The 16,798-nt window shown below is 71.5% G+C and carries 15 protein-coding genes; 9 read left to right on the forward strand and 6 right to left on the reverse strand.

Annotation, left to right across the window (positions count from 1 at the left end; genetic code table 11):
• Positions 1 to 6 precede the first annotated feature (6 nt).
• Positions 7 to 1,215, reverse strand: coding sequence for a glycosyltransferase family 4 protein (locus HNV26_RS25200; RefSeq protein ID WP_171440135.1), 1,209 nt, complete (start codon positions 1,213 to 1,215; stop codon positions 7 to 9).
• Positions 1,216 to 1,456: 241 nt separating this feature from the next.
• Here HNV26_RS25200 and HNV26_RS25205 point away from each other — a divergent pair, with 241 nt between their 5' ends.
• Positions 1,457 to 1,969: a GNAT family N-acetyltransferase gene (locus tag HNV26_RS25205; protein ID WP_171440106.1), complete on the forward strand. Its 513-nt coding sequence runs from the start codon at positions 1,457 to 1,459 to the stop codon at positions 1,967 to 1,969.
• Positions 1,970 to 1,986: 17 nt separating this feature from the next.
• On the opposite strand, the gene HNV26_RS25210 is transcribed toward HNV26_RS25205, so the two are convergent.
• Together HNV26_RS25210 and HNV26_RS25215 are read right to left on the reverse strand one after the other, a co-directional pair.
• A complete protein-coding gene (locus tag HNV26_RS25210) occupies positions 1,987 to 2,517 on the reverse strand; it encodes a peroxiredoxin (protein ID WP_171440105.1) in 531 nt (176 codons plus the stop codon).
• Between the two features lie 48 nt (positions 2,518 to 2,565).
• Positions 2,566 to 3,858 carry an amidohydrolase family protein gene (locus tag HNV26_RS25215; RefSeq protein WP_171440104.1) on the reverse strand — a complete coding sequence of 431 codons (1,293 nt, stop codon included), beginning with the start codon at positions 3,856 to 3,858 and terminating at the stop codon, positions 2,566 to 2,568.
• A gap of 179 nt (positions 3,859 to 4,037) precedes the next feature.
• Here HNV26_RS25215 and HNV26_RS25220 point away from each other — a divergent pair, with 179 nt between their 5' ends.
• Genes HNV26_RS25220 through HNV26_RS25230 form a run of 3 tightly spaced genes read left to right on the forward strand, consistent with a single transcriptional unit; the run spans position 4,038 to position 7,983 of the window.
• Positions 4,038 to 6,140: a serine/threonine-protein kinase gene (locus HNV26_RS25220; RefSeq protein WP_171440103.1), complete on the forward strand. Its 2,103-nt coding sequence runs from the start codon at positions 4,038 to 4,040 to the stop codon at positions 6,138 to 6,140.
• 47 nt (positions 6,141 to 6,187) lie between these two features.
• Entirely contained in the window at positions 6,188 to 7,210 is a 1,023-nt protein-coding gene (locus tag HNV26_RS25225) for an extracellular catalytic domain type 1 short-chain-length polyhydroxyalkanoate depolymerase (RefSeq protein WP_171440102.1), read from the forward strand.
• Positions 7,211 to 7,233: 23 nt separating this feature from the next.
• Complete coding sequence (locus tag HNV26_RS25230; protein WP_171440101.1) at positions 7,234 to 7,983, forward strand: carbohydrate deacetylase; 750 nt, start codon at positions 7,234 to 7,236, stop codon at positions 7,981 to 7,983.
• Here HNV26_RS25230 and HNV26_RS25235 read toward each other — a convergent pair.
• Positions 7,967 to 9,865 (reverse strand): hybrid sensor histidine kinase/response regulator, encoded by a 1,899-nt coding sequence (locus tag HNV26_RS25235; RefSeq protein ID WP_171440100.1) that lies wholly within the window; start codon positions 9,863 to 9,865, stop codon positions 7,967 to 7,969. The genes HNV26_RS25230 and HNV26_RS25235 overlap by 17 nt on opposite strands.
• Positions 9,866 to 10,026: 161 nt before the next feature.
• Between HNV26_RS25235 and queF the strand changes: the two genes are divergently transcribed.
• Positions 10,027 to 10,395, forward strand: a complete 369-nt coding sequence (queF, locus tag HNV26_RS25240; protein WP_090488789.1) for a preQ(1) synthase — start codon at positions 10,027 to 10,029, stop codon at positions 10,393 to 10,395.
• A gap of 14 nt (positions 10,396 to 10,409) precedes the next feature.
• Here the strand turns inward: queF and HNV26_RS25245 are convergent, their stop codons facing one another.
• Positions 10,410 to 11,423: a serine/threonine-protein kinase gene (locus HNV26_RS25245; protein ID WP_253817007.1), complete on the reverse strand. Its 1,014-nt coding sequence runs from the start codon at positions 11,421 to 11,423 to the stop codon at positions 10,410 to 10,412.
• Between the two features lie 177 nt (positions 11,424 to 11,600).
• Here HNV26_RS25245 and HNV26_RS25250 point away from each other — a divergent pair, with 177 nt between their 5' ends.
• The 4 genes from HNV26_RS25250 to HNV26_RS25265 all read left to right on the forward strand — a co-directional run bounded on the left by HNV26_RS25250 (position 11,601) and on the right by HNV26_RS25265 (position 16,075).
• On the forward strand, positions 11,601 to 11,804 hold the full coding sequence (locus HNV26_RS25250; RefSeq protein WP_237078841.1) for a hypothetical protein: 204 nt from the start codon (positions 11,601 to 11,603) through the stop codon (positions 11,802 to 11,804).
• A 79-nt stretch (positions 11,805 to 11,883) separates the two neighbouring features.
• Positions 11,884 to 13,017, forward strand: coding sequence for a phospholipase D-like domain-containing protein (locus tag HNV26_RS25255; protein WP_171440098.1), 1,134 nt, complete (start codon positions 11,884 to 11,886; stop codon positions 13,015 to 13,017).
• A 172-nt stretch (positions 13,018 to 13,189) separates the two neighbouring features.
• The gene (locus HNV26_RS25260; protein WP_171440097.1) at positions 13,190 to 14,707 is read left to right on the forward strand and encodes a Ppx/GppA phosphatase family protein; all 1,518 of its coding nucleotides are present in this window, start codon (positions 13,190 to 13,192) and stop codon (positions 14,705 to 14,707) included.
• Positions 14,708 to 14,854: 147 nt separating this feature from the next.
• Positions 14,855 to 16,075 (forward strand): zinc-dependent alcohol dehydrogenase, encoded by a 1,221-nt coding sequence (locus tag HNV26_RS25265; RefSeq protein ID WP_171440096.1) that lies wholly within the window; start codon positions 14,855 to 14,857, stop codon positions 16,073 to 16,075.
• Positions 16,076 to 16,095: 20 nt separating this feature from the next.
• Here the strand turns inward: HNV26_RS25265 and HNV26_RS25270 are convergent.
• On the reverse strand, positions 16,096 to 16,798 hold a 703-nt coding region (locus HNV26_RS25270), incomplete at its 5' end, for an S-adenosylmethionine:tRNA ribosyltransferase-isomerase (protein ID WP_171452888.1).

A 16,798-nucleotide genomic window follows, 5' to 3' on the forward strand; every position in this document is an offset into this window, starting at 1 on the left:
ACCCGCTCAGTGCGTGGGGGTGCCCGCTGGAGACAGCACCCCCTGCGTGCCCACGAGGCTGGCGTAGGCGGAGAGGTAGCGGCTGGCCATCCGCCGGGGCGTGTACGTCAGCGCCCACGCCCGCGCGCGCAAGGCCAGCCGGGTGCGCAGCCCGGTGTCCTCGCGCAGCCGCTCCAGCGTCTCCACCAGGGCATCCACGTCATCCGGGGGCACGAAGCACGCGGCTCCATCTCCCCACACCTCGCGCAGCGCCGGAATGTCGCCCAGCACCAGCGCGCAGCCGGACAGGGCCGCCTCCAGCGCGGTCAGGCCAAAGGGCGCGTAGCGGGCCGGCAGCACAAAGATGGATGCGCGCGACATCCACTCCGCCAGGACATGCGGCTCCAGGTGCCCCATCCACTGGAGGTGGCGCGGCTCCGCCTTCCGCTCGGAGGGATGGCGCGCGTCTCCCGCGAGCCGCACCGGCCACCCCAGGCGGGGCGCGGCGGCGTCCAGCACGGCGACATTCTTCGCGGCGTCCCACGGGCTGCCCACGCCAAGGATGAAGGGCTCCCGCTCCGAGCGAGGCGGCACCCGGTCCGCGCGCCGCCCATGGGGGATGACCTCCGCGGCGGGCAGCGGGCCATAGTGCATCTGGAGGGACTCGAGCAGGTCCCGGCTCGGCGTCACCACCCGGCCCGCGGCGCCGAGGCCCGCGGTGACGGCCTCGCGATAGCGCGCATGGCACGCGGGCGCGTCCTCGCCCTTCACCGCCCGCCACCACGACAGGCGGCATGCGTGCCCCACCACCAGGGGCCGGTGCAGCCACGGCAGCGCCCCGTGCACGTAGCCGTTGAGGTGCACCACGTCCGGACGCACGCGGCGCTCCAGCGCGAGCAGCCAGTCGCCCGCCGCGCGCACGTCGTCCCACGGGTCCTCCATCCACTCCAACCGGAAGCGCCCTTCCTCCACCGTGAGATTGGGAATGCCCCGCGCCTCCGCCCACTGCGCGTTGGTGAGCGGCGCCCCCATGGTCGCCAGCGTCACCTCCACCCCGTGCGGCGCTAGCGCCCGGGTCAGCTCCAGCGCGTAGGTCCAGACGTCGCCCACCGCGTCGGCCGTCATCAGCACCCGCCGCACCATCCGGTTCGACGTGACGTCATTGCCGGGCGCATGCCTGCCCTCGTGGGGTGGGGCATGGGTCTCCTGGCCTTCCATTCCACTCGCCATGCGCATCCGCTGACTGTTCATGGTCCCCCCGCAGAGCCCCGGATTCGTGGAGGGCAACGTAGGCCGAGCGCCCCCATGGGAGGATTGCCCCACCGCGCCCCTTCCCTGCATGACACCCGATGGATGGCGAGACGAAGACCCGCCCAGGCCACTCCTCGTCCGTCCGCGACGGCCCGGCAGATACCCTTCGCCCCCCCCTGGCCGACAGGCTCCCGAAGGGTCATGCTGGGAACACGAGAGGCCCTCCATGGAGATTCTCCGAGCGACTCCGTCCGAGCACACGCTGCTTCGCAACCTCTACCCGCTCTACCTCCATGACCTGAGCGAGTTCGGCGTCGACTACGCCCTGGACGAGCAGGGGCGCTGGCGGCCGGACTTCCTGCCCACGTGGTTGATTCCCGCCCCCGAGGTCCACCCCCTGCTGCTGCGCTGGGAGGGCCGCGTCGTGGGCTTCGCCTTCGTGGGACAGTCCCCCTTCCCCTACATGACGCCTGGACGCGACTTCCGGATGAGCGAGTTCTTCATCCTGCGAAACGAGCGGCGCATCGGCCTGGGACGGCTCGCGGCCAGGGCCGTGTTCGACCGCTTCCCAGGCATCTGGGAGCTGTCCCAACTGCCACGCAACCGCCCCGCCATCGCCTTCTGGCGCAGGGTCATCCACGAGTACACGGGGGGCGCCTTCGAGGACACCTTCATCGATGGTTCCCCCGCGCAGGTCTTCGACAGCCGGCAGCGCGTGGCGCCCGCGCAGGGACGGTAGCCACGTGCCTCGCGCGGCTACTTCGTGCCCGAATCCGGCGTCTTCGCGTCCGCGCCGGCCGGCTTGCGCAGCGGGCACGCGACAATCGCCCCGTGCGGGTTGATGGCGTCGTTGCCGGACTCGACCTTGAGAATCTTCAGGCCCTCCCCCACGACGAACGTGTACCGCTTCGGCACCGACAGCAGCGGCATCTTCACGTCATAGGCGGAGACAATCTTCCCTTCAGGGTCGGGGATGAACGGGAACGGCGCCTTCAGCTCGGCCTTGAAGCGCGTGAGCGTCTCCGCGTCATCCATGCTGATGGCCAACACCTGCCCCTGCGCCTTCTCCACGTCCGCGTAACGGTCCCTGTACGCCTTGAGCTCGCGGGTGCAGCCGCCCGTGAAGGCCTTGGGGAAGAAGGCCAGGATGACGGGGCCCTTCTTCACCATCTCCGACAACGTGTAGACGTTCCCCTCGGAGTCCTTCGCCGTGAAGTCCGGCGCCGTCTCTCCGGCCTGGGGAATGGCACCGCTGAAGAATCCCGCAACGAGCAATGGCACGAGCATGGGCGGGACTAGACAGGACATCCCGCCCCCGGACAAGGCAGAGGCGGGCTACTTCTTCGCCGCCTCCGCCATCCGCGCCCACACCGCCGACGCGGCCTCGCGCGCCTGCTCCGCCACCACGGAGGGGCTCACCGACAGCGGCCGGCGCGCCCACATGCGCCACACGCCATCCACCATCACCGCCTCCACGTGCCGGCTGCCCAGGCCGAACACCACGTGCCAGGCCAGGTTCTCCGCCGTCAGCGGCGTGGCCGGCAGGTAGTCCAGGATGAGCAGGTCCGCGAGCGAGCCCTCGCGCATGGGCCCCACCGATGCGTCGAAAATCTGCGACGCCATGCGGTGCCCGTTGGCCAGGTAGCGCAGCACATCGATGGGCTGCCCCGCCTCACGTGAGCGCAGGTACGCCGCCTGCGCCTCCGCGAACAGGTCCGCCGACACGCCATCCGCGCCCAGCGTGGCCCGGGCCCCGAACTTCAGCGCCGGCGCGTACCCCACCTCCAGCCCCTGGTTGGCGCGCGGCGTGTGCACCAGCCACGCACCGGTGGCAATCACCTGCGCCAGGTCCGCCCAGTCCAGGTGGCCCACGTGCGCCAGCTGGCTCTTGGGCGACAGCAGGCCCGCCTCCAGCAACCGTGACACCGGCGAGGCACCGTAGTTCTCGTTGGACAGGCGCTCGTCGAGCGGGTCCTCCGCGAGCGGCAGGTGCAGGCCGCCATCGCCCAGCGCCTTCAGCGCCTCCGCCAGACCTGACAGCGCATCCGGCCCGATGGTGAAGCTCGGCGCCGCGCCCACCTGCCCCCGGAAGCGCCCCTTCGCCTTCTTCGCGAAGCTGACCGTCTCGTCCAGCCCCTCCTCGCGGCCGAGCGCGCCCTGGCGATCCGACACCGCGTAGGCGAGCACGCCGCGCACGCCCACCTCATGGAGCCCGCGCGCCAGCCGCACCAGCGAACCCGAAATCGCCTTGGGCGAGGAGTGCAAATCGCACACGGTGGTGGTGCCGCACTGAAGCGCCTCCAGCCCTCCGGCACAGCCCGCCACCTGCACGGCGTCCAGGTCGAGCGCGTTCTCGTACGGCCAGGCCACCTGCTCGAGGATTTCCTGGTAGGTCTCCAGCGGCGGGCGCGGCATGCCACGGCCCAGCACCGCGTACAGGCGGTGGTGCGCGCTCACCAGCCCCGGGAAGACGAGCTTGCCCGACAGCGCCACGACTTCGTCATCCGGTCCCGGCGTCAGGTCCGGCCCACGGGCGACGATTCGCTCTCCTTCGATGCGCAGGTCCACGCGCTCGACCAGCGCCGGCTCCAGTTCGACGACGTAACCACCCTTGAGGACTGTGCCCAACCATCCCTCCGGCCGCAGCGCGTGCGTGTGTCTGGGCCACCTCCCGCCAGGCCCACGAGACAGGACGGACGTTAACATTCCCGCTCCCTCGCGCGAGCGGGGAGGTAGATGACCCCCACCCGCCGTAATGGCCACAACACTGTGCGCGGGCGCGCGCCTACACGTAGACTGCGCGCACTTTGGAGCCGGAGCAGAACCCCTATCAGGTGGGTCGCTACCGACTGTCCGCGCGAATCGCGACAGGCGGCATGGCGGAGGTGTACCTGGGCCGCCGCATCGAGGACGACGGCAGCCGTGGGCCCTCGGTCGCGGTGAAGCGGTTGATGCCGCACCTCGCCTCGGACCGGCGCGTGGTGCAGATGTTCCTCAACGAGGCTCGCATCACCGCGCAGGTGCGACACCCCAACGTCGTCACCATCATCGAGCTGGGCATGGAGGGCACCGAGCCCTTCATCGCCATGGAGCTGCTGGAGGGACGTTCGTTCGCCGAGCTGCGTCAGGAGGCCGCCGAGCACGGACACCGCGTGCCGCTGGGCATCACCCTGCGCGTGCTGGTGGAGGCCTGCCGGGGCCTGGACGCGGCGCACCGCGCCGTGGATGAAGCGGGCCGGCCGCTGCGCATCGTCCACCGCGACTTCACGCCCGACAACATCCACGTGGGTGTGAATGGCGCGGTGAAGGTCATCGACTTCGGCATCGCCAAGGCGGACGCGCTGGGCTCGGGCACGGAGCCCGGCACCCTCAAGGGCAAGTTCTTCTACATGTCGCCGGAGATGATTGCCGGCAAGCCGGTGGACCACCGCGCCGACCTGTTCGCCGCGGGCGTCATGCTCTACGAGCAGCTCTGTGGCCGCCGGCCCTTCACCGGGCTGTCCGCCGACGAGGTGCTGGGCCGCATCGCGGAGGGACGCCCCAAGCCGCCCACCGCCTTCGACCCGTCCGTGCCCACCGCGCTGGAGCTGGTGTGCCTCACCGCGCTGGCCCGCGAGCCGGCCGCGCGCTTCGACAGCCTGGAAGACTTCATCGCCGCCATCGAAGCGATTGGTGGCGCAGCGGAGATGGCCACGCCCGAGCAGTTGGCCGCCTACGTGGATTCGCTCTTCCCTCCGGACCGCGACCCCAAGCGACTGGCCCTGCGTCGCGCGCGGCTCGCGGACCCGTCCCACGGAAGTACGCCGGCGCCCCACACCCGGCCCATCCTGGGCGGGGGCGACGCGCCCACCGCGTGGCCCCAGGTCTCGCGGACCACGAATCCCGACGCGGCGACGGTGGCGGGCGCCACGCGGAAGGAACCCACGGGCACGGCCGCCTCCACCGCCCAGGATGAACATGCCCCGAGCAGGCGACGCTCGCGCATGGTCCCGCTCATCGCGGGCGTGCTCGCGCTGGGAGCCGCGGGCGCGGGCGCGACGTGGTTCCTCACGCGTCCCGCGGCGCCCCCCGCCGAGCGCCTGGCCCGGGCGGAGTCCGCCTCCACGGCGGATGCGAAGGCGGCGGCCCTGGAGGGACTGGCGTCGGATGACCGGGCGAGCGCGGAGGAGCTGAGCCGGGCGGGCGCGCTGCTGCTGGACGCCGGCGCGCACGCGCAGGCCCTGGCCCTGGCGGATGGCTTCGCCGCGCGCTTTCCCATGCACATCGAGGCGCACCTCATCGCCGCGCGCGCCGCCACGGAGTTGCGACTGGGCAAGCGGGCCGAGCGCGCCATCGAGGAGGCCACCGCGCTGGCCCCCAAGGACCTCCGGCCACCGCTGGCGCTGGCCGAGCTGCGCGAGCGTCAGGGGGACATCTCGGGCGCGCTGGCCGCGCTGGCCACGGTCCACGCCCGGAAGCCCGGCTCCTCGGAGGTGACGCCCCGCTACGGCCTGCTGCTCTCGCAGAGTGGCCGGTTGGATGAGGCCGCCAGCGTGCTCTCCGCGTGGACGCGCTCCCACGATGACGCCGCCAGCCTCGCCGAGCTGGGCTTCGTGCGCTTCCGACAGCAGCGCGTGGACGAGGCCGCCACCCTGCTCAAGCGCGCGATTCGGAAGGCGCCCAAGCTCGCCGTGGCGCACTACTACCTGGGGGCCGTGCTCTTCCGGCAAGGCGACACCGCGGGCGCCGAGCGTGCCTACGTCGAAGCGGACCGGCTCTCTCCCGAGGACCCACGAGCGCTGGCCTCCCGTTGCCAGCTCCACGCCCACACCGGCAACACGGCGGGGGTCACCGAGGTGAAGCGCGCCTTGTCCGAGCGCTTCCCGGCGCGCGCGGAGGCCCTGGCCGCGGAGTGCGTCGCGGTGAAATGACGCCGACACTTCGTGCGTCACGGCTCCGGCTCCTTAACTTCGAGGCCATGCGCTTTCGCAGAACTCGCCTCGCCCTCGGAGTCCTGCTCGCTGGTGTCACGGCGTGCTCGTCCTCGGACACTTCCCGCCGGCCCACGGAGGATGCCGGCATCGTCCCTCCCACGGGTGAGGAGCCCGCGGTGCCGGAGCGCACGGCCTGCACCGGCCTCACGGTGGGGCCCGGCACCTACGACTGGACGGTGGCGCACGACGGGCGCACCCGCCACTACCGCGTCCACGTCCCGCCGGGCTACGACGCCACCCGGCCCACCGCCGCCGTGGTGGCCTTCCATGGCCTCGGCTCCAACGAGGTGGAGATGGAGGGGCTGATGCGCCTGTCCACGCTGGCCGACACGGAGGGCTTCCTCGCCGTGTATCCCCGGGGCCTCAGCGCCTCCGAAATCAATCACCAGGGGACTGACGGCACCGACCGGGGGTGGAACGCGGGCGCGTGCTGCGGCCCCGCCTGGACGGCGAAGGTCGATGACGTGGGCTTCGTGGACACGTTGCTGGCGGACCTGGACACGCGCGTGTGCGTGGACACGCGCCGGACCTTCGCCACGGGCTTCTCCAACGGTGGCTTCTTCTCGTACCAACTGGCCTGCCAGCGCGCGAGCCGCTTCGCCGCCATCGCCCCCGTGGCGGGCATGGAGGGCGCCACGCCCTGCAACCCGTCGCGCCCCGTGCCGGTGCTGCACATGCACGGCACCGCCGACCCGGTCATCCGCTACCAGGGTGGCAACAACCTGGGCCCCTTCGGCGGCACCTACCCGTCCGCCGAGGAGTCCGTGCGCCGCTGGGCCGAGCGCAACGGCTGTACGGGCCCCACCGTGGAGACGTACCAGCAGGGCGACAGCACCTGCACCGCCGCCACCGGGTGCAGCCCGGAGTCCGCCACCGCGTCCCTGTGCACGGTGCAGGGCGGCCAGCACACCTGGCCCGGCTTCACGGGCTTCAACCACGGCGGCACACCCCACCTGGACGCCACGCGCGAAGCGTGGAAGTTCTTCCAGGCACGCCCCCGGCCCTGAGCCCACCGCGAGGAGACCCCGCCATGCCGTCACGCGCCCTCATCATCAACGCCGACGACCTGGGCTACGACCCGGCCGTCACGCGCGGCATCCTCCGCTCCATGCGCGAGGGCGTCGTCTCGTCGGCCACCTTCATGGTGAACACGCCCTTCTCCGAGGCCGCCGCGCGCGAGGCCCGGGGCCTCGCCATCGGCCTGCACCTCAACCTCGCCCGGGGCGCGCCCGTGTGGAGCGGCTTCCCGCGCGAGCTGCTTGGCGAGGACGGCGGCTTCGTGGAGGCGCGCGCGGGCAGCCTGCCGGCGGACGTCGTGGAGGCGGAGTCGCTCGCGCAGCTCGCACGGCTCGCGGGCCTGCTGGGCCAGCCGGCCACGCACGTGGACGTGCACAAGCACCTGCACCTGCACGCGGGGGTCCTGGAGGGCCTGGCCCGGGCGGCGCGGAGCGTGGGCGTCCCGGTGCGCTCCATCGACGCGGAGATGCGGCGCACGCTGCGGGCCCAGGGCGTCGCCACCAACGCGCACTTCGTGGGTGACGCGGGCGCGGAGGCATACTGGACGCTGGAGCGCTTCGCGGCGGAGCTCGCCGCCCTGCCCCAGGACGGCGTCATCGAGCTGATGTGCCACCCGGGCTACCGGCCGGAGACGCTGAAGAGCGGCTACGCGGCCCAGCGGGAGGTCGAGCTGGAGACCTTCCTCCACCCCCAGGCGCGCGAGCTCCTGGCCCGGGCGGGAATCGTCCCGGTGAACTTCCGCGTGCTCACGTCCGGGAGCTGAGCAGGTCCAGCGGCGCCTCGGCCGTGGACCGCCGCTCCACGGAGAGCGCGTTGCGCACCCTAGTCACCAGGTCCTCGGGCCGGTAGGGGCGCGTACACAACGACGTGCCCTCATGCGCCCACCAGGGGCGCTCGTCTCCAGCCAGCAGGATGGGCACCGGCCGCGCGCGCGGCAGCGTGGCGAAGGTCTCCAAGAAGACGCTCGTCTGTCCCTGCGTGGCGCTGGTGGACAGGACGATGAGGTCCACCGGCAGGTGCGTGGCCCGCCGCAGCGCCTCAGCCCCGTCGCGCGCCGTCAGCACCTCGAAGCCCTCGGAGAGCAGCACCTGCTCCGCCGCGGCCTCCTGGGTCTGGTCCTCGTCCAGCAGCAACAGCCGGTGGGGCAGCCGCCTCACGTCGTGCGGCGCCATGCGAGGCAGGCTCAGCGAGAAGGTGCTGCCCTTGCCTTCCGCGCTGCGCATCGACAGCGCGCCGCCGTGAAGCCGGGCGATGGAGTGGCTGATGAAGAGGCCCAGCCCCAGTCCGCCGAAGTTGCGGTGTGACACGTTGCGCGCCCGATAGAAGCGCTGGAACACCTGCGACTGGTCCGCGCCCGGGATGCCGATGCCGTGGTCCTGGACGTGGATGCGCGCCTCGCCCAGGGAGCGCTCCACCGTCACGACGATGGGCTCTTCCGGCGCGCTGTACTTGTGCGCGTTCTCCAGCAGGTTCACCAGCACCTGCTCCAGCCTGTCCCGGTCCCCGCGCACCCAGACGCGCTCACGGGGCACCTCCACGGCGAAGGGCCGCTCGAAGGCCGCGCGGAAGTGGTCCACCACCTCCGCCACCAGTTGCCCCACCTCCAGCGGCGCCAGGTCCAGCGCCAGCCTCCCCGCGTCCAGGCGCGACGCGTCCAGCAGGTCATCCACCAGCCCCACCAGCCGGTCCACCTGCCGCTTGGACTTGAGCACCGTGGCCAGGTCCACCGGCTGGCCCGACGACAGGCGCCGCTCCATGGTGAAGAGGCCCAGCTTCAGCGGCGTGAGGGGCGTCTTCAGCTCGTGGCTGGCGATGGAGATGAACTCCTCGCGCACCTGGAGCGCCGCCTTGGCCTCGCGCAGCAGGCGCGCGTTCTCCACCGCCACCGCCAGCTGATTCGCCGCGGCGCTCCACAAGTCCAGCTCCCGCACGGAGAAGGACGTGCCCTGTTCCTTGTAGAGCAGCAGCAGGCCCACCGTCCGGCGCGGCGCGCACAGCGGCACCGCGGCGAAGATGGAGCCCATGGAATCCCCATAGCCCCGCTGGATGCCCAGCTGCGCCTGACGCAGCGCCAGCGCCTGCCGGAACGGGTCCGACTGGGAGTCGAAGGTCGCCTCGGGGGACTCCGAGCCGGCCAGGTCCGACACCGCCACCCGGCGCAGGCTCCCGCCCTCCTCTTCGCAGAGGAACACCTCGGCGCGGCGCACGTGCGCGCAGCGGACCAGGGCCACCACGGCGGCGGCGCAGACGCTGTCCACCTCCAGCGTCTCCCCCACCGAACGGGCAATCTCCTGCACCGCCTGGGAGAAGGCCCCCTCGTCGTCCACGCCCGAGGGCTCCACCACCAACCAGGCGCCCGCTGCCTCGCCCGCCGAGGCGGGCTTCACCTGCACCCGGACCTGACGCAGCGCGCGGGTGATGACGTGGCCGGTGTGGGGCGCGCCGTCCCGGATGGCGCGCTCCAGGGCGTCCAGGCTCCGGGTGCGCTCCAGGGCGTCCCGCAGGTCGCCACCGGCGTGCAGCGCCACGCCCGTCTTGTGGGCGAATCCTTCCTCGCACCACTGCACGCGCAGGTCCGGACCGACGCGAACCAGCGCCAGCGGCAGGCACGAGAATGCATCTTCGACGTCGGAGGGAAGCGGCATGTGCTCGGGCGGGGGAAGAGGCTCCCCTTGATTATGGGCCCCCGCCCAAGCGGCAACCGGGCCCTCCCCAGGATTCCCCCCTGCTGGACGCCAGGCGCGTTGGCAGGCGGACATCGACGGGAGGGATGACACGCGGCGTTGGTGTGGTAGACGACAGCGCCATGCCCTCGCAGCCGTCCAAGGAACTTCAGACCTTCCCCAACCCCGCCGCCGATCGCGACTACGAAATCGTGTTCGACGTCCCGGAGTTCACCTGTCTCTGCCCGCTCACCGGTCAGCCGGACTTCGCACGTTTCAAAATCAGCTACGTGCCGGACCAGAGCTGCATCGAGCTCAAGAGCCTCAAGCTCTACATGTGGGCGTACCGCAATGAGGGGGCCTTCCACGAGAAGGTCACCAACACCATCGCGGACGACATCATCAAGGCCATCCAGCCGCGCAAGCTCACCGTGGTGGGCGACTTCTTCGTGCGCGGCGGCATCGGCACCATCGTCACCGTCACGCACGACAAGTCCAAGCAGCAGGCCTGAGCCACCCGCCGGCCTCAGCGGGCGAGCTGCTCCACCAGCGGCGCCCACTGGGCCTGGGTGAAGTAGAGCCCGGTGCCCGCCGCCGTCATCAACGCGATGGCGGCGGCCAGGGCCCACCTCAGCCTCCCGCCCTGGCGGGAGCGCCCCGTGTCGAACACCTCCACCGCGGCGTCCAGCTCGTGCGGCCGCATGAGCTGCTGGGCCTCCGTCTCCGTCAGCTTCTGACGGTGGCGCAGGAAGGCCACCAGCAGCGCCGCGTGGGACACCTGCACCTCCTGCGCGAGGAAGACGTCCAGCTCACGGCGCATGGCGGCGGCGTCGGGGAAGCGGTCCTCCGGCTTCACCTCCATGGCGCGCTGGATGATGCGCACCAGCGGCGCGGGGACGTTGGGCGCCACCTTGGAGAGCGGCGTGTACTTGCCGTCGCGAATCTTCGCGAAGACCTCGCCCGCCGTCTTGCCGTGGAAGGGGCGCGCGCCGGAGAGGGCTTCGTAGAGCAGCACGCCGAGCGAGAAGATGTCGGTGCGGCCATCCACCGGCACGCCCGTCACCTGCTCCGGGGACATGTACGACGGCGTTCCCACCGCCATGCCCTGCTGGGTGAGCGCCTCCATGCCCACGTCCTTGGCGATGCCGAAGTCCATCAGCTTCACCTCACCGGACTTGGTGAGCATGACGTTGGCGGGCTTGAGGTCGCGGTGGATGATGTGGCGGAAGTGCGCGTGGTCCAGCGCGCTGGCGATGCGCGCGGCGATGACGCCGGTGACGTCCGCTGGCAGCGGGCCTTCCTTGATGAGCGTGTGGAGGGTGGGCCCGTCCACCAGCTCCATCACCATGAAGAGGCTCTCACCCTTCTCCACCATGTCGTAGAGCGTCACGATGTTCTGGTGACGGAAGGCCGCGAGCGCGAGCGCCTCGCGCCGGAAACGCGACAACGTCTCCCTGTCACGCTGCCCATCCGGGAGCAGCTCCTTGATGGCGACTTCGCGCTGCAGCATCTCGTGCAGGCCTCGGTACACCAGGGCCATGCCACCACGTCCCAGCTCTCCGAGTACGCGGTAGGCACCAATCTTCCGATGACGAACGGGCTTCGCAGCAGGGGGCACGGCGCGCAGGCTATCGAAGCAATCGCACAGCGTCGATGGGGGGAATGTGGCCGCGCGCCGCCGGGCCGGGTCCGAGCATTCATGCCCTGGCCCCGCACGATGAAAGCCCGTTTCCTCCTCCCCGTTCTCGCGCTCTTCACCTTCAGTGGCTGCTTCCACCATCACCACTACGACTCGCGTCCGCCCAAGTCGAAGAAGTCCAAGCGGAGCAGCAAGCACTGCCACCCGAGCCAGTATTGGGACGGCACCGAGTGCAAGCACAAGGGCAAGGGCAAGGGCGCCCGCAAACACGACGGGCGATGACGGCTCGCGGCGGGACGGCCCCATGTCACGGTGAGGCTGTCCCGTCGAGACGCTGGGAACGGTAGGGTGGAAGGCGCTCATGCGCGCCGAAGCCTCACCGCCGCCGTTGACCGCTCCTGGTCTCCGCCTTCCCCTCAACGAGGTCCGTGAGGAGCGCGTCACCCTGCTCGACGGCGGGACGGAGGCGTACCCGCGGATGCTGGAGGCCATTGCCGCCGCGCAGGCGCGGGTGCACCTGGAGGTCTACACCTTCGAGCGCGATGGCATTGGCGCGAGGTTCCTCGAAGCGCTGGTGGCCGCGGCGCACCGGGGCGTCGCGGTGAAGGTGGTGGTGGACGGCTGGGGCAGCATCGGCGCCAGCCGGCACCTCACGCAGACGCTGGAGGCCGCGGGGGCGAAGGTGCGCGTGTACAACCCGCTCACCTCGCTGTGCACCGGCCGCTCCTGGCGCAACCACCGGAAGCTCCTCCTCGTCGATGACTCGGTGGCCTTCCTGGGAGGCATCAACATCGGGGACGTGTACGCGGCGAATGGGGACCAGCCCGGCTGGGCCGACCTGGCGCTGGAGCTGCGAGGTGACATCTGCCGGCAACTGGGGGCCACGCTGCACGCGGGGGCCTCCGCGCTGGAGTCGGGCGCGGTGCGGCTGTTCCTGTCCGGCTTCGCGGGTGGGCACCGGCTGCGCAAGCGGTACCTCCAGGCGATTGACGGCGCGGAGCACGAGGTGGTGCTGGCGCACGCGTACTTCCTGCCGGACAAGGGCTTCATGCGGGCGCTCAAGCGCGCGTCGCGGCGAGGCGTGGCGGTGCGGCTGATGCTGGCCGGGCGCAGCGACGTGGTGTTCGCGCGCGCGGCGACCATGCGGCTGTACCGCGACTTCCTGCGCGCCGGGGTGAGCATCCACGAGTGGACCGACTCCACGCTGCACGCGAAGGCTGCGCTGGTGGACGGAAAGAAGTTGCTGGTGGGCAGCTTCAATCTGGACCCGCTGTCGCTGGTGAACCTGGAGACGCTGGTGGAGGTGGAGGACCCCGGCGTGGCGGCGCAGGCACAGCGGTGGCTCGACAAGCACCTGCGCGGCTCGCGGCGGGTGTACCTGGATGACTGCGCTCGCACCGGGCTCCAGCAGTGGTTGCTGGACATCGTGGGGCTGGCCGTCGCCCGCCTCGCGGAGCGCGTCGCCAGCTTCATGGGCCGGCGGCGGAAGCGGTAGCCTGTCCCCGCGAGTGCGGGGCCGCCCGACTCCGCTCGTGGATGGGAGCGCCGCTTCCTCGGCTGAGCCGCTGATACATGACTGTCACGCGCCGAAGCGAGGGGCCAACCTGCCGGTGCGGTTCCCGCTGCGATCAACGCCGGAGCCCCGTAGACTCCGGCCAGAACCACCCATGCCTTCTCGCCGCCCTCCGCCCGTACTCGCCGCCATTGACGTGGGCACCAACGCCGTCCGTCTGGAGCTGGCGCGGCCAGACGCCGACGGCGCGCTCGAAACCCTGCACCAGGAACGCGACGCCATCCGCCCGGGAGAGGGCGTCTTCGCCACCGGCTCCATGCCGGAGGAGACGGCCGAGCGCCTGCTGGCCACCCTGCGCCGCTACGCCGCCCTCTGCCGCCGCCACAAGGCCCAGGTGCGCGCCGTGGCCACCAGCGCCATGCGCGAGGCCAAGAACAGCGCCGACATCGTCCGCCGCGTGCGCGAGGAGGCCGGCCTCAACCTGGAGGTCGTCAGCGGCAAGGAAGAGGCCCGCCTCATCTGCCTGGGCGTGCTCCACCGCAAGCCGTCCCAGACGCGCTCGCTCCTCATCGACATCGGCGGCGGCAGCACCGAAATCGCCACCGCCATGGGCGAGAAGCCCGACAACCTCTGGAGCCTCGCGCTGGGCTCCGTGCGCCTCACCGAGGTCTTCGACGCCTCGCGCACCGTGCCGCCCCGGCAGCTGCGCCTCATGCGCAGCTTCGTCTCGGACGTGCTGCAAAAGACGCTGCCCCCCACGCTGCCCAACGTCCCCCGTGTGGCGCTCGGCTCGTCCGGAACCATCAACGCCGTGGTGGCCTTCGCCGCCGCGGAGAACAGCGGCAACGCCACCGTCCGGCAGCTCACGCAGACGGTGGACACCCTGGCGCAGATGCCTCCGGAGCGCCGCCGCAAGCGCTTCGACCCGCGCCGCGCGGACATCATCGTCTCCGGCGCGGTCATCCTGGAGGGCGTGGCCAGACACCTGGGCGTCGAGTCCGTCAGCGTCGTCAACCGCGGCCTGCGTGACGGCATCCTCGTGGACCTGCTCTACCGGCAGGATGAGCACCGCCAGGACCACAGCCTCGCGGACGCCGCCCTCGCCCTGGGCAAGCGCTTCTACTTCGACGAGAAGCACGCCCGCCAGGTCGCCCGGCTGTCACTCACCCTGTTCGACAACCTGGCCGCGCTGCACCAGCTGCCGCTGTCGGTGCGCTCCCACCTGGAGGTCGCCGCCCTCCTCCACGACGTGGGCCACGCCGTCAGCTACGAGCGGCACCACAAGCACACGTACTACCTCATCCGCCACGCCGACCTGCCGGGCCTCGCCGACCGCGAGCGCGAGCTGGTGGCCCGCGTCGCCCGCTACCACCGGCGCAGCCCGCCGGAGCTGACCCACGCCGGCATGGCGGGCCTCAATCCAGCCGAGGCGCGGACGGTGCGCAAGCTGGCCACCCTGCTGCGCGTGGCCAACGCGCTGGACGTCAGCCACCACCAGCCCATCAAGGACTTCAAGGCCACCAACGGCCGCGATGGCGTGGCGCTGCACCTGCACACCCGGCACCCCGTGGACCTGGAGCTGTGGAACGCGGACCGAGAGGTCGTGAACTTCCGCCGCGTCTTCGGCAAGCGGCTCACCTTCCACGTCCACAACACCTCCAGCGGTCGCTAGCCCCCGCTCCCCCGGCCGCCAGGCAGAAGAGGAGGCGGCGCTCGCTTTGCCCTCACCCGGGGCGATGCCCAGGCTCCAAGTCACGCGGGTCTGCGTCCGCGCAGGCCCTTTTCGTCTTGGGGCCCCGAGGGGGCAGGAGCGCGCGCAATGAAGGCTGTCGTTTTCCATGGGATTGGGGACATCCGGCTCGACGACGTGGAGGAGCCGCGAATCGAGAAGCCGACGGATGCCATCGTCCGCCTGACGGCGAGCGCCATCTGCGGCACGGACCTCCACATGATTCGCGGCACCATGCCGGGCATGAGGCCGGGCACCATCCTGGGCCACGAAGGCGTGGGCGTCGTCGAGGCGCTGGGCGATGACGTCCGCAACCTCAACATCGGCGACCGGGTGGTCATCCCGTCCACCATCGCCTGTGGCAACTGCTCGTACTGCCGCGCCGGGTACCACGCGCAGTGCAACGACGCCAACCCCAACGGCCCCAGCGCGGGCACGGCCTTCTTCGGCGGTCCCCAGGAGACGGGGCCCTTCCACGGCATGCAGGCGGAGAAGGTGCGGGTGCCCTTCGCGAACGTGGGCCTGGTGCGCATTCCCGAGGGCGTCAGTGACGAGCAGGCCATCCTCATCTCCGACATCTTCCCCACCGGCTACATGGGCGCGGAGCTGGCGGAAATCAAACCCGGTGACACCGTGGCGGTGTTCGGCTGCGGCCCCGTGGGCCTCTTCGCCATCGTCAGCGCGAAGCTGCTGGGCGCCGGCCGCGTCTTCGCCATCGACTGCCACGAGGACCGGCTGGACCTGGCGCGGGCCCAGGGCGCCGAGGTCATCAACTTCGAGGAGGAAGACCCGCTCGAGACGCTCAAGCGCCTCACCAACGGCATTGGCGTGGACCGCGCCATCGACGCGGTGGGCGTGGACGCCATGCATCCGCACCACGGCCCCGCGGCGAAGAAGGCCCACCAGGAGAAGGCCGAGTTCAAGCGCGAGGTGAAGGAAGCCGCCCCGAAGACGAATCCCAAGGGTGAGAACTGGGTGCCCGGCGACGCGCCCGCCCAGGCCCTGATGTGGGCCGTGGAGGGACTGGCCAAGGCCGGCACCCTGTCCATCATCGGCGTCTACCCGGCGCAGGTGCGCACGTTCCCCATCGGCATGGCGATGAACAAGAACCTCACGATGAAGATGGGCAACTGCAACCACCGCAAGTACATCCCCAAGCTGCTGGAGCTGGTGCGCACTGGCGTGGTGGACCCCACGGCCATCCTGTCCCACGTGGAGCCCATGGGCAGCGCCATTGACGCGTACCGCAACTTCGACGCGCGCAAGCCCGGCTGGGTGAAGGTGGAGCTGGAGCCCACGCAGCTCCAGTAGGGCCCCGAGCCCCACACCGCTCACGCGTCCAGCAGCAGGCACGAGTCTCCGAACTCGTGCCCCAGGTAGCCGCGCGCCTCCGCGTGCGCGGCCACCTCCTGGAGCAGCGGCAGCGCCGCGAAGGCCTGGAGCAACGCATGGTGGCTGCTCCCGGGCGCGTGCACACCGGTGAGCAGCCCGTGCACCAGCCGTGGGACGAAGCCCGGCCCCAGCAGCAGGTCCGTCACCTCCTCCCCCGCCACCAGCCAGCCGCCGTGCCGCGCCGCGCGGCCCTCCAGGGCCCGCACCACGGTGGTGCCCACCGCCACCACCCGCCCCCCGGAGGCCCGCGTGTGCAGGACAGCCTCCACCGTGGCGGCGGGAATGTCGGAACGCTCGGGCCGAGGCAACGCCGCGTCCAGCGCCGCGTCTCCCGTGGAGGAAAGCCCCGCCGCGTGGGTGAGCGAAGCCAGCCGCACGCCCTGCTTGCGCAGCAACAGCAGCACGCTCCAGGTGAGGGGCAGCCCCGCGGAGGGCGCCTCCACCGACCAGGGCCGCGCGCCATACGCCGTCTGCACATGCCACAGCGACAGCGGCGCCTCCATGTACGCGTACTGCACCGGACGCCCGGTCCGGTAGAGCCCGGACCAGAGCGCCGCCCCCGTCTCGTCGAAGGCCACGCGCAACAACCGGGGAGACGGTGGCAGCACCGCCACCACCCGCGCCTTCAGGCCCCCCACCACG

This window comes from Myxococcus xanthus, from assembly GCF_013116825.1.
In the GTDB taxonomy this organism is placed as follows: Bacteria; Myxococcota; Myxococcia; order Myxococcales; family Myxococcaceae; genus Myxococcus; species Myxococcus xanthus_B.

Bases quoted from the DNA above. Each gene is read 5' to 3' on its own strand.
- queF (WP_090488789.1), top strand. From the start codon at position 10,027: ATGCCCTCGCAGCCGTCCAAGGAACTTCAGACCTTCCCCAACCCCGCC.
- HNV26_RS25230 (WP_171440101.1), top strand. From the start codon at position 7,234: ATGCCGTCACGCGCCCTCATCATCAACGCCGACGACCTGGGCTACGAC.
- HNV26_RS25200 (WP_171440135.1), bottom strand. From the start codon at position 1,215: ATGCGCATGGCGAGTGGAATGGAAGGCCAGGAGACCCATGCCCCACCC.
- HNV26_RS25245 (WP_253817007.1), bottom strand. From the start codon at position 11,423: ATGGCCCTGGTGTACCGAGGCCTGCACGAGATGCTGCAGCGCGAAGTC.
- HNV26_RS25265 (WP_171440096.1), top strand. From the start codon at position 14,855: ATGAAGGCTGTCGTTTTCCATGGGATTGGGGACATCCGGCTCGACGAC.
- HNV26_RS25225 (WP_171440102.1), top strand. From the start codon at position 6,188: ATGCGCTTTCGCAGAACTCGCCTCGCCCTCGGAGTCCTGCTCGCTGGT.
- HNV26_RS25210 (WP_171440105.1), bottom strand. From the start codon at position 2,517: ATGCTCGTGCCATTGCTCGTTGCGGGATTCTTCAGCGGTGCCATTCCC.
- HNV26_RS25255 (WP_171440098.1), top strand. From the start codon at position 11,884: ATGCGCGCCGAAGCCTCACCGCCGCCGTTGACCGCTCCTGGTCTCCGC.
- HNV26_RS25260 (WP_171440097.1), top strand. From the start codon at position 13,190: ATGCCTTCTCGCCGCCCTCCGCCCGTACTCGCCGCCATTGACGTGGGC.
- HNV26_RS25205 (WP_171440106.1), top strand. From the start codon at position 1,457: ATGGAGATTCTCCGAGCGACTCCGTCCGAGCACACGCTGCTTCGCAAC.
- HNV26_RS25235 (WP_171440100.1), bottom strand. From the start codon at position 9,865: ATGCCGCTTCCCTCCGACGTCGAAGATGCATTCTCGTGCCTGCCGCTG.
- HNV26_RS25250 (WP_237078841.1), top strand. From the start codon at position 11,601: ATGAAAGCCCGTTTCCTCCTCCCCGTTCTCGCGCTCTTCACCTTCAGT.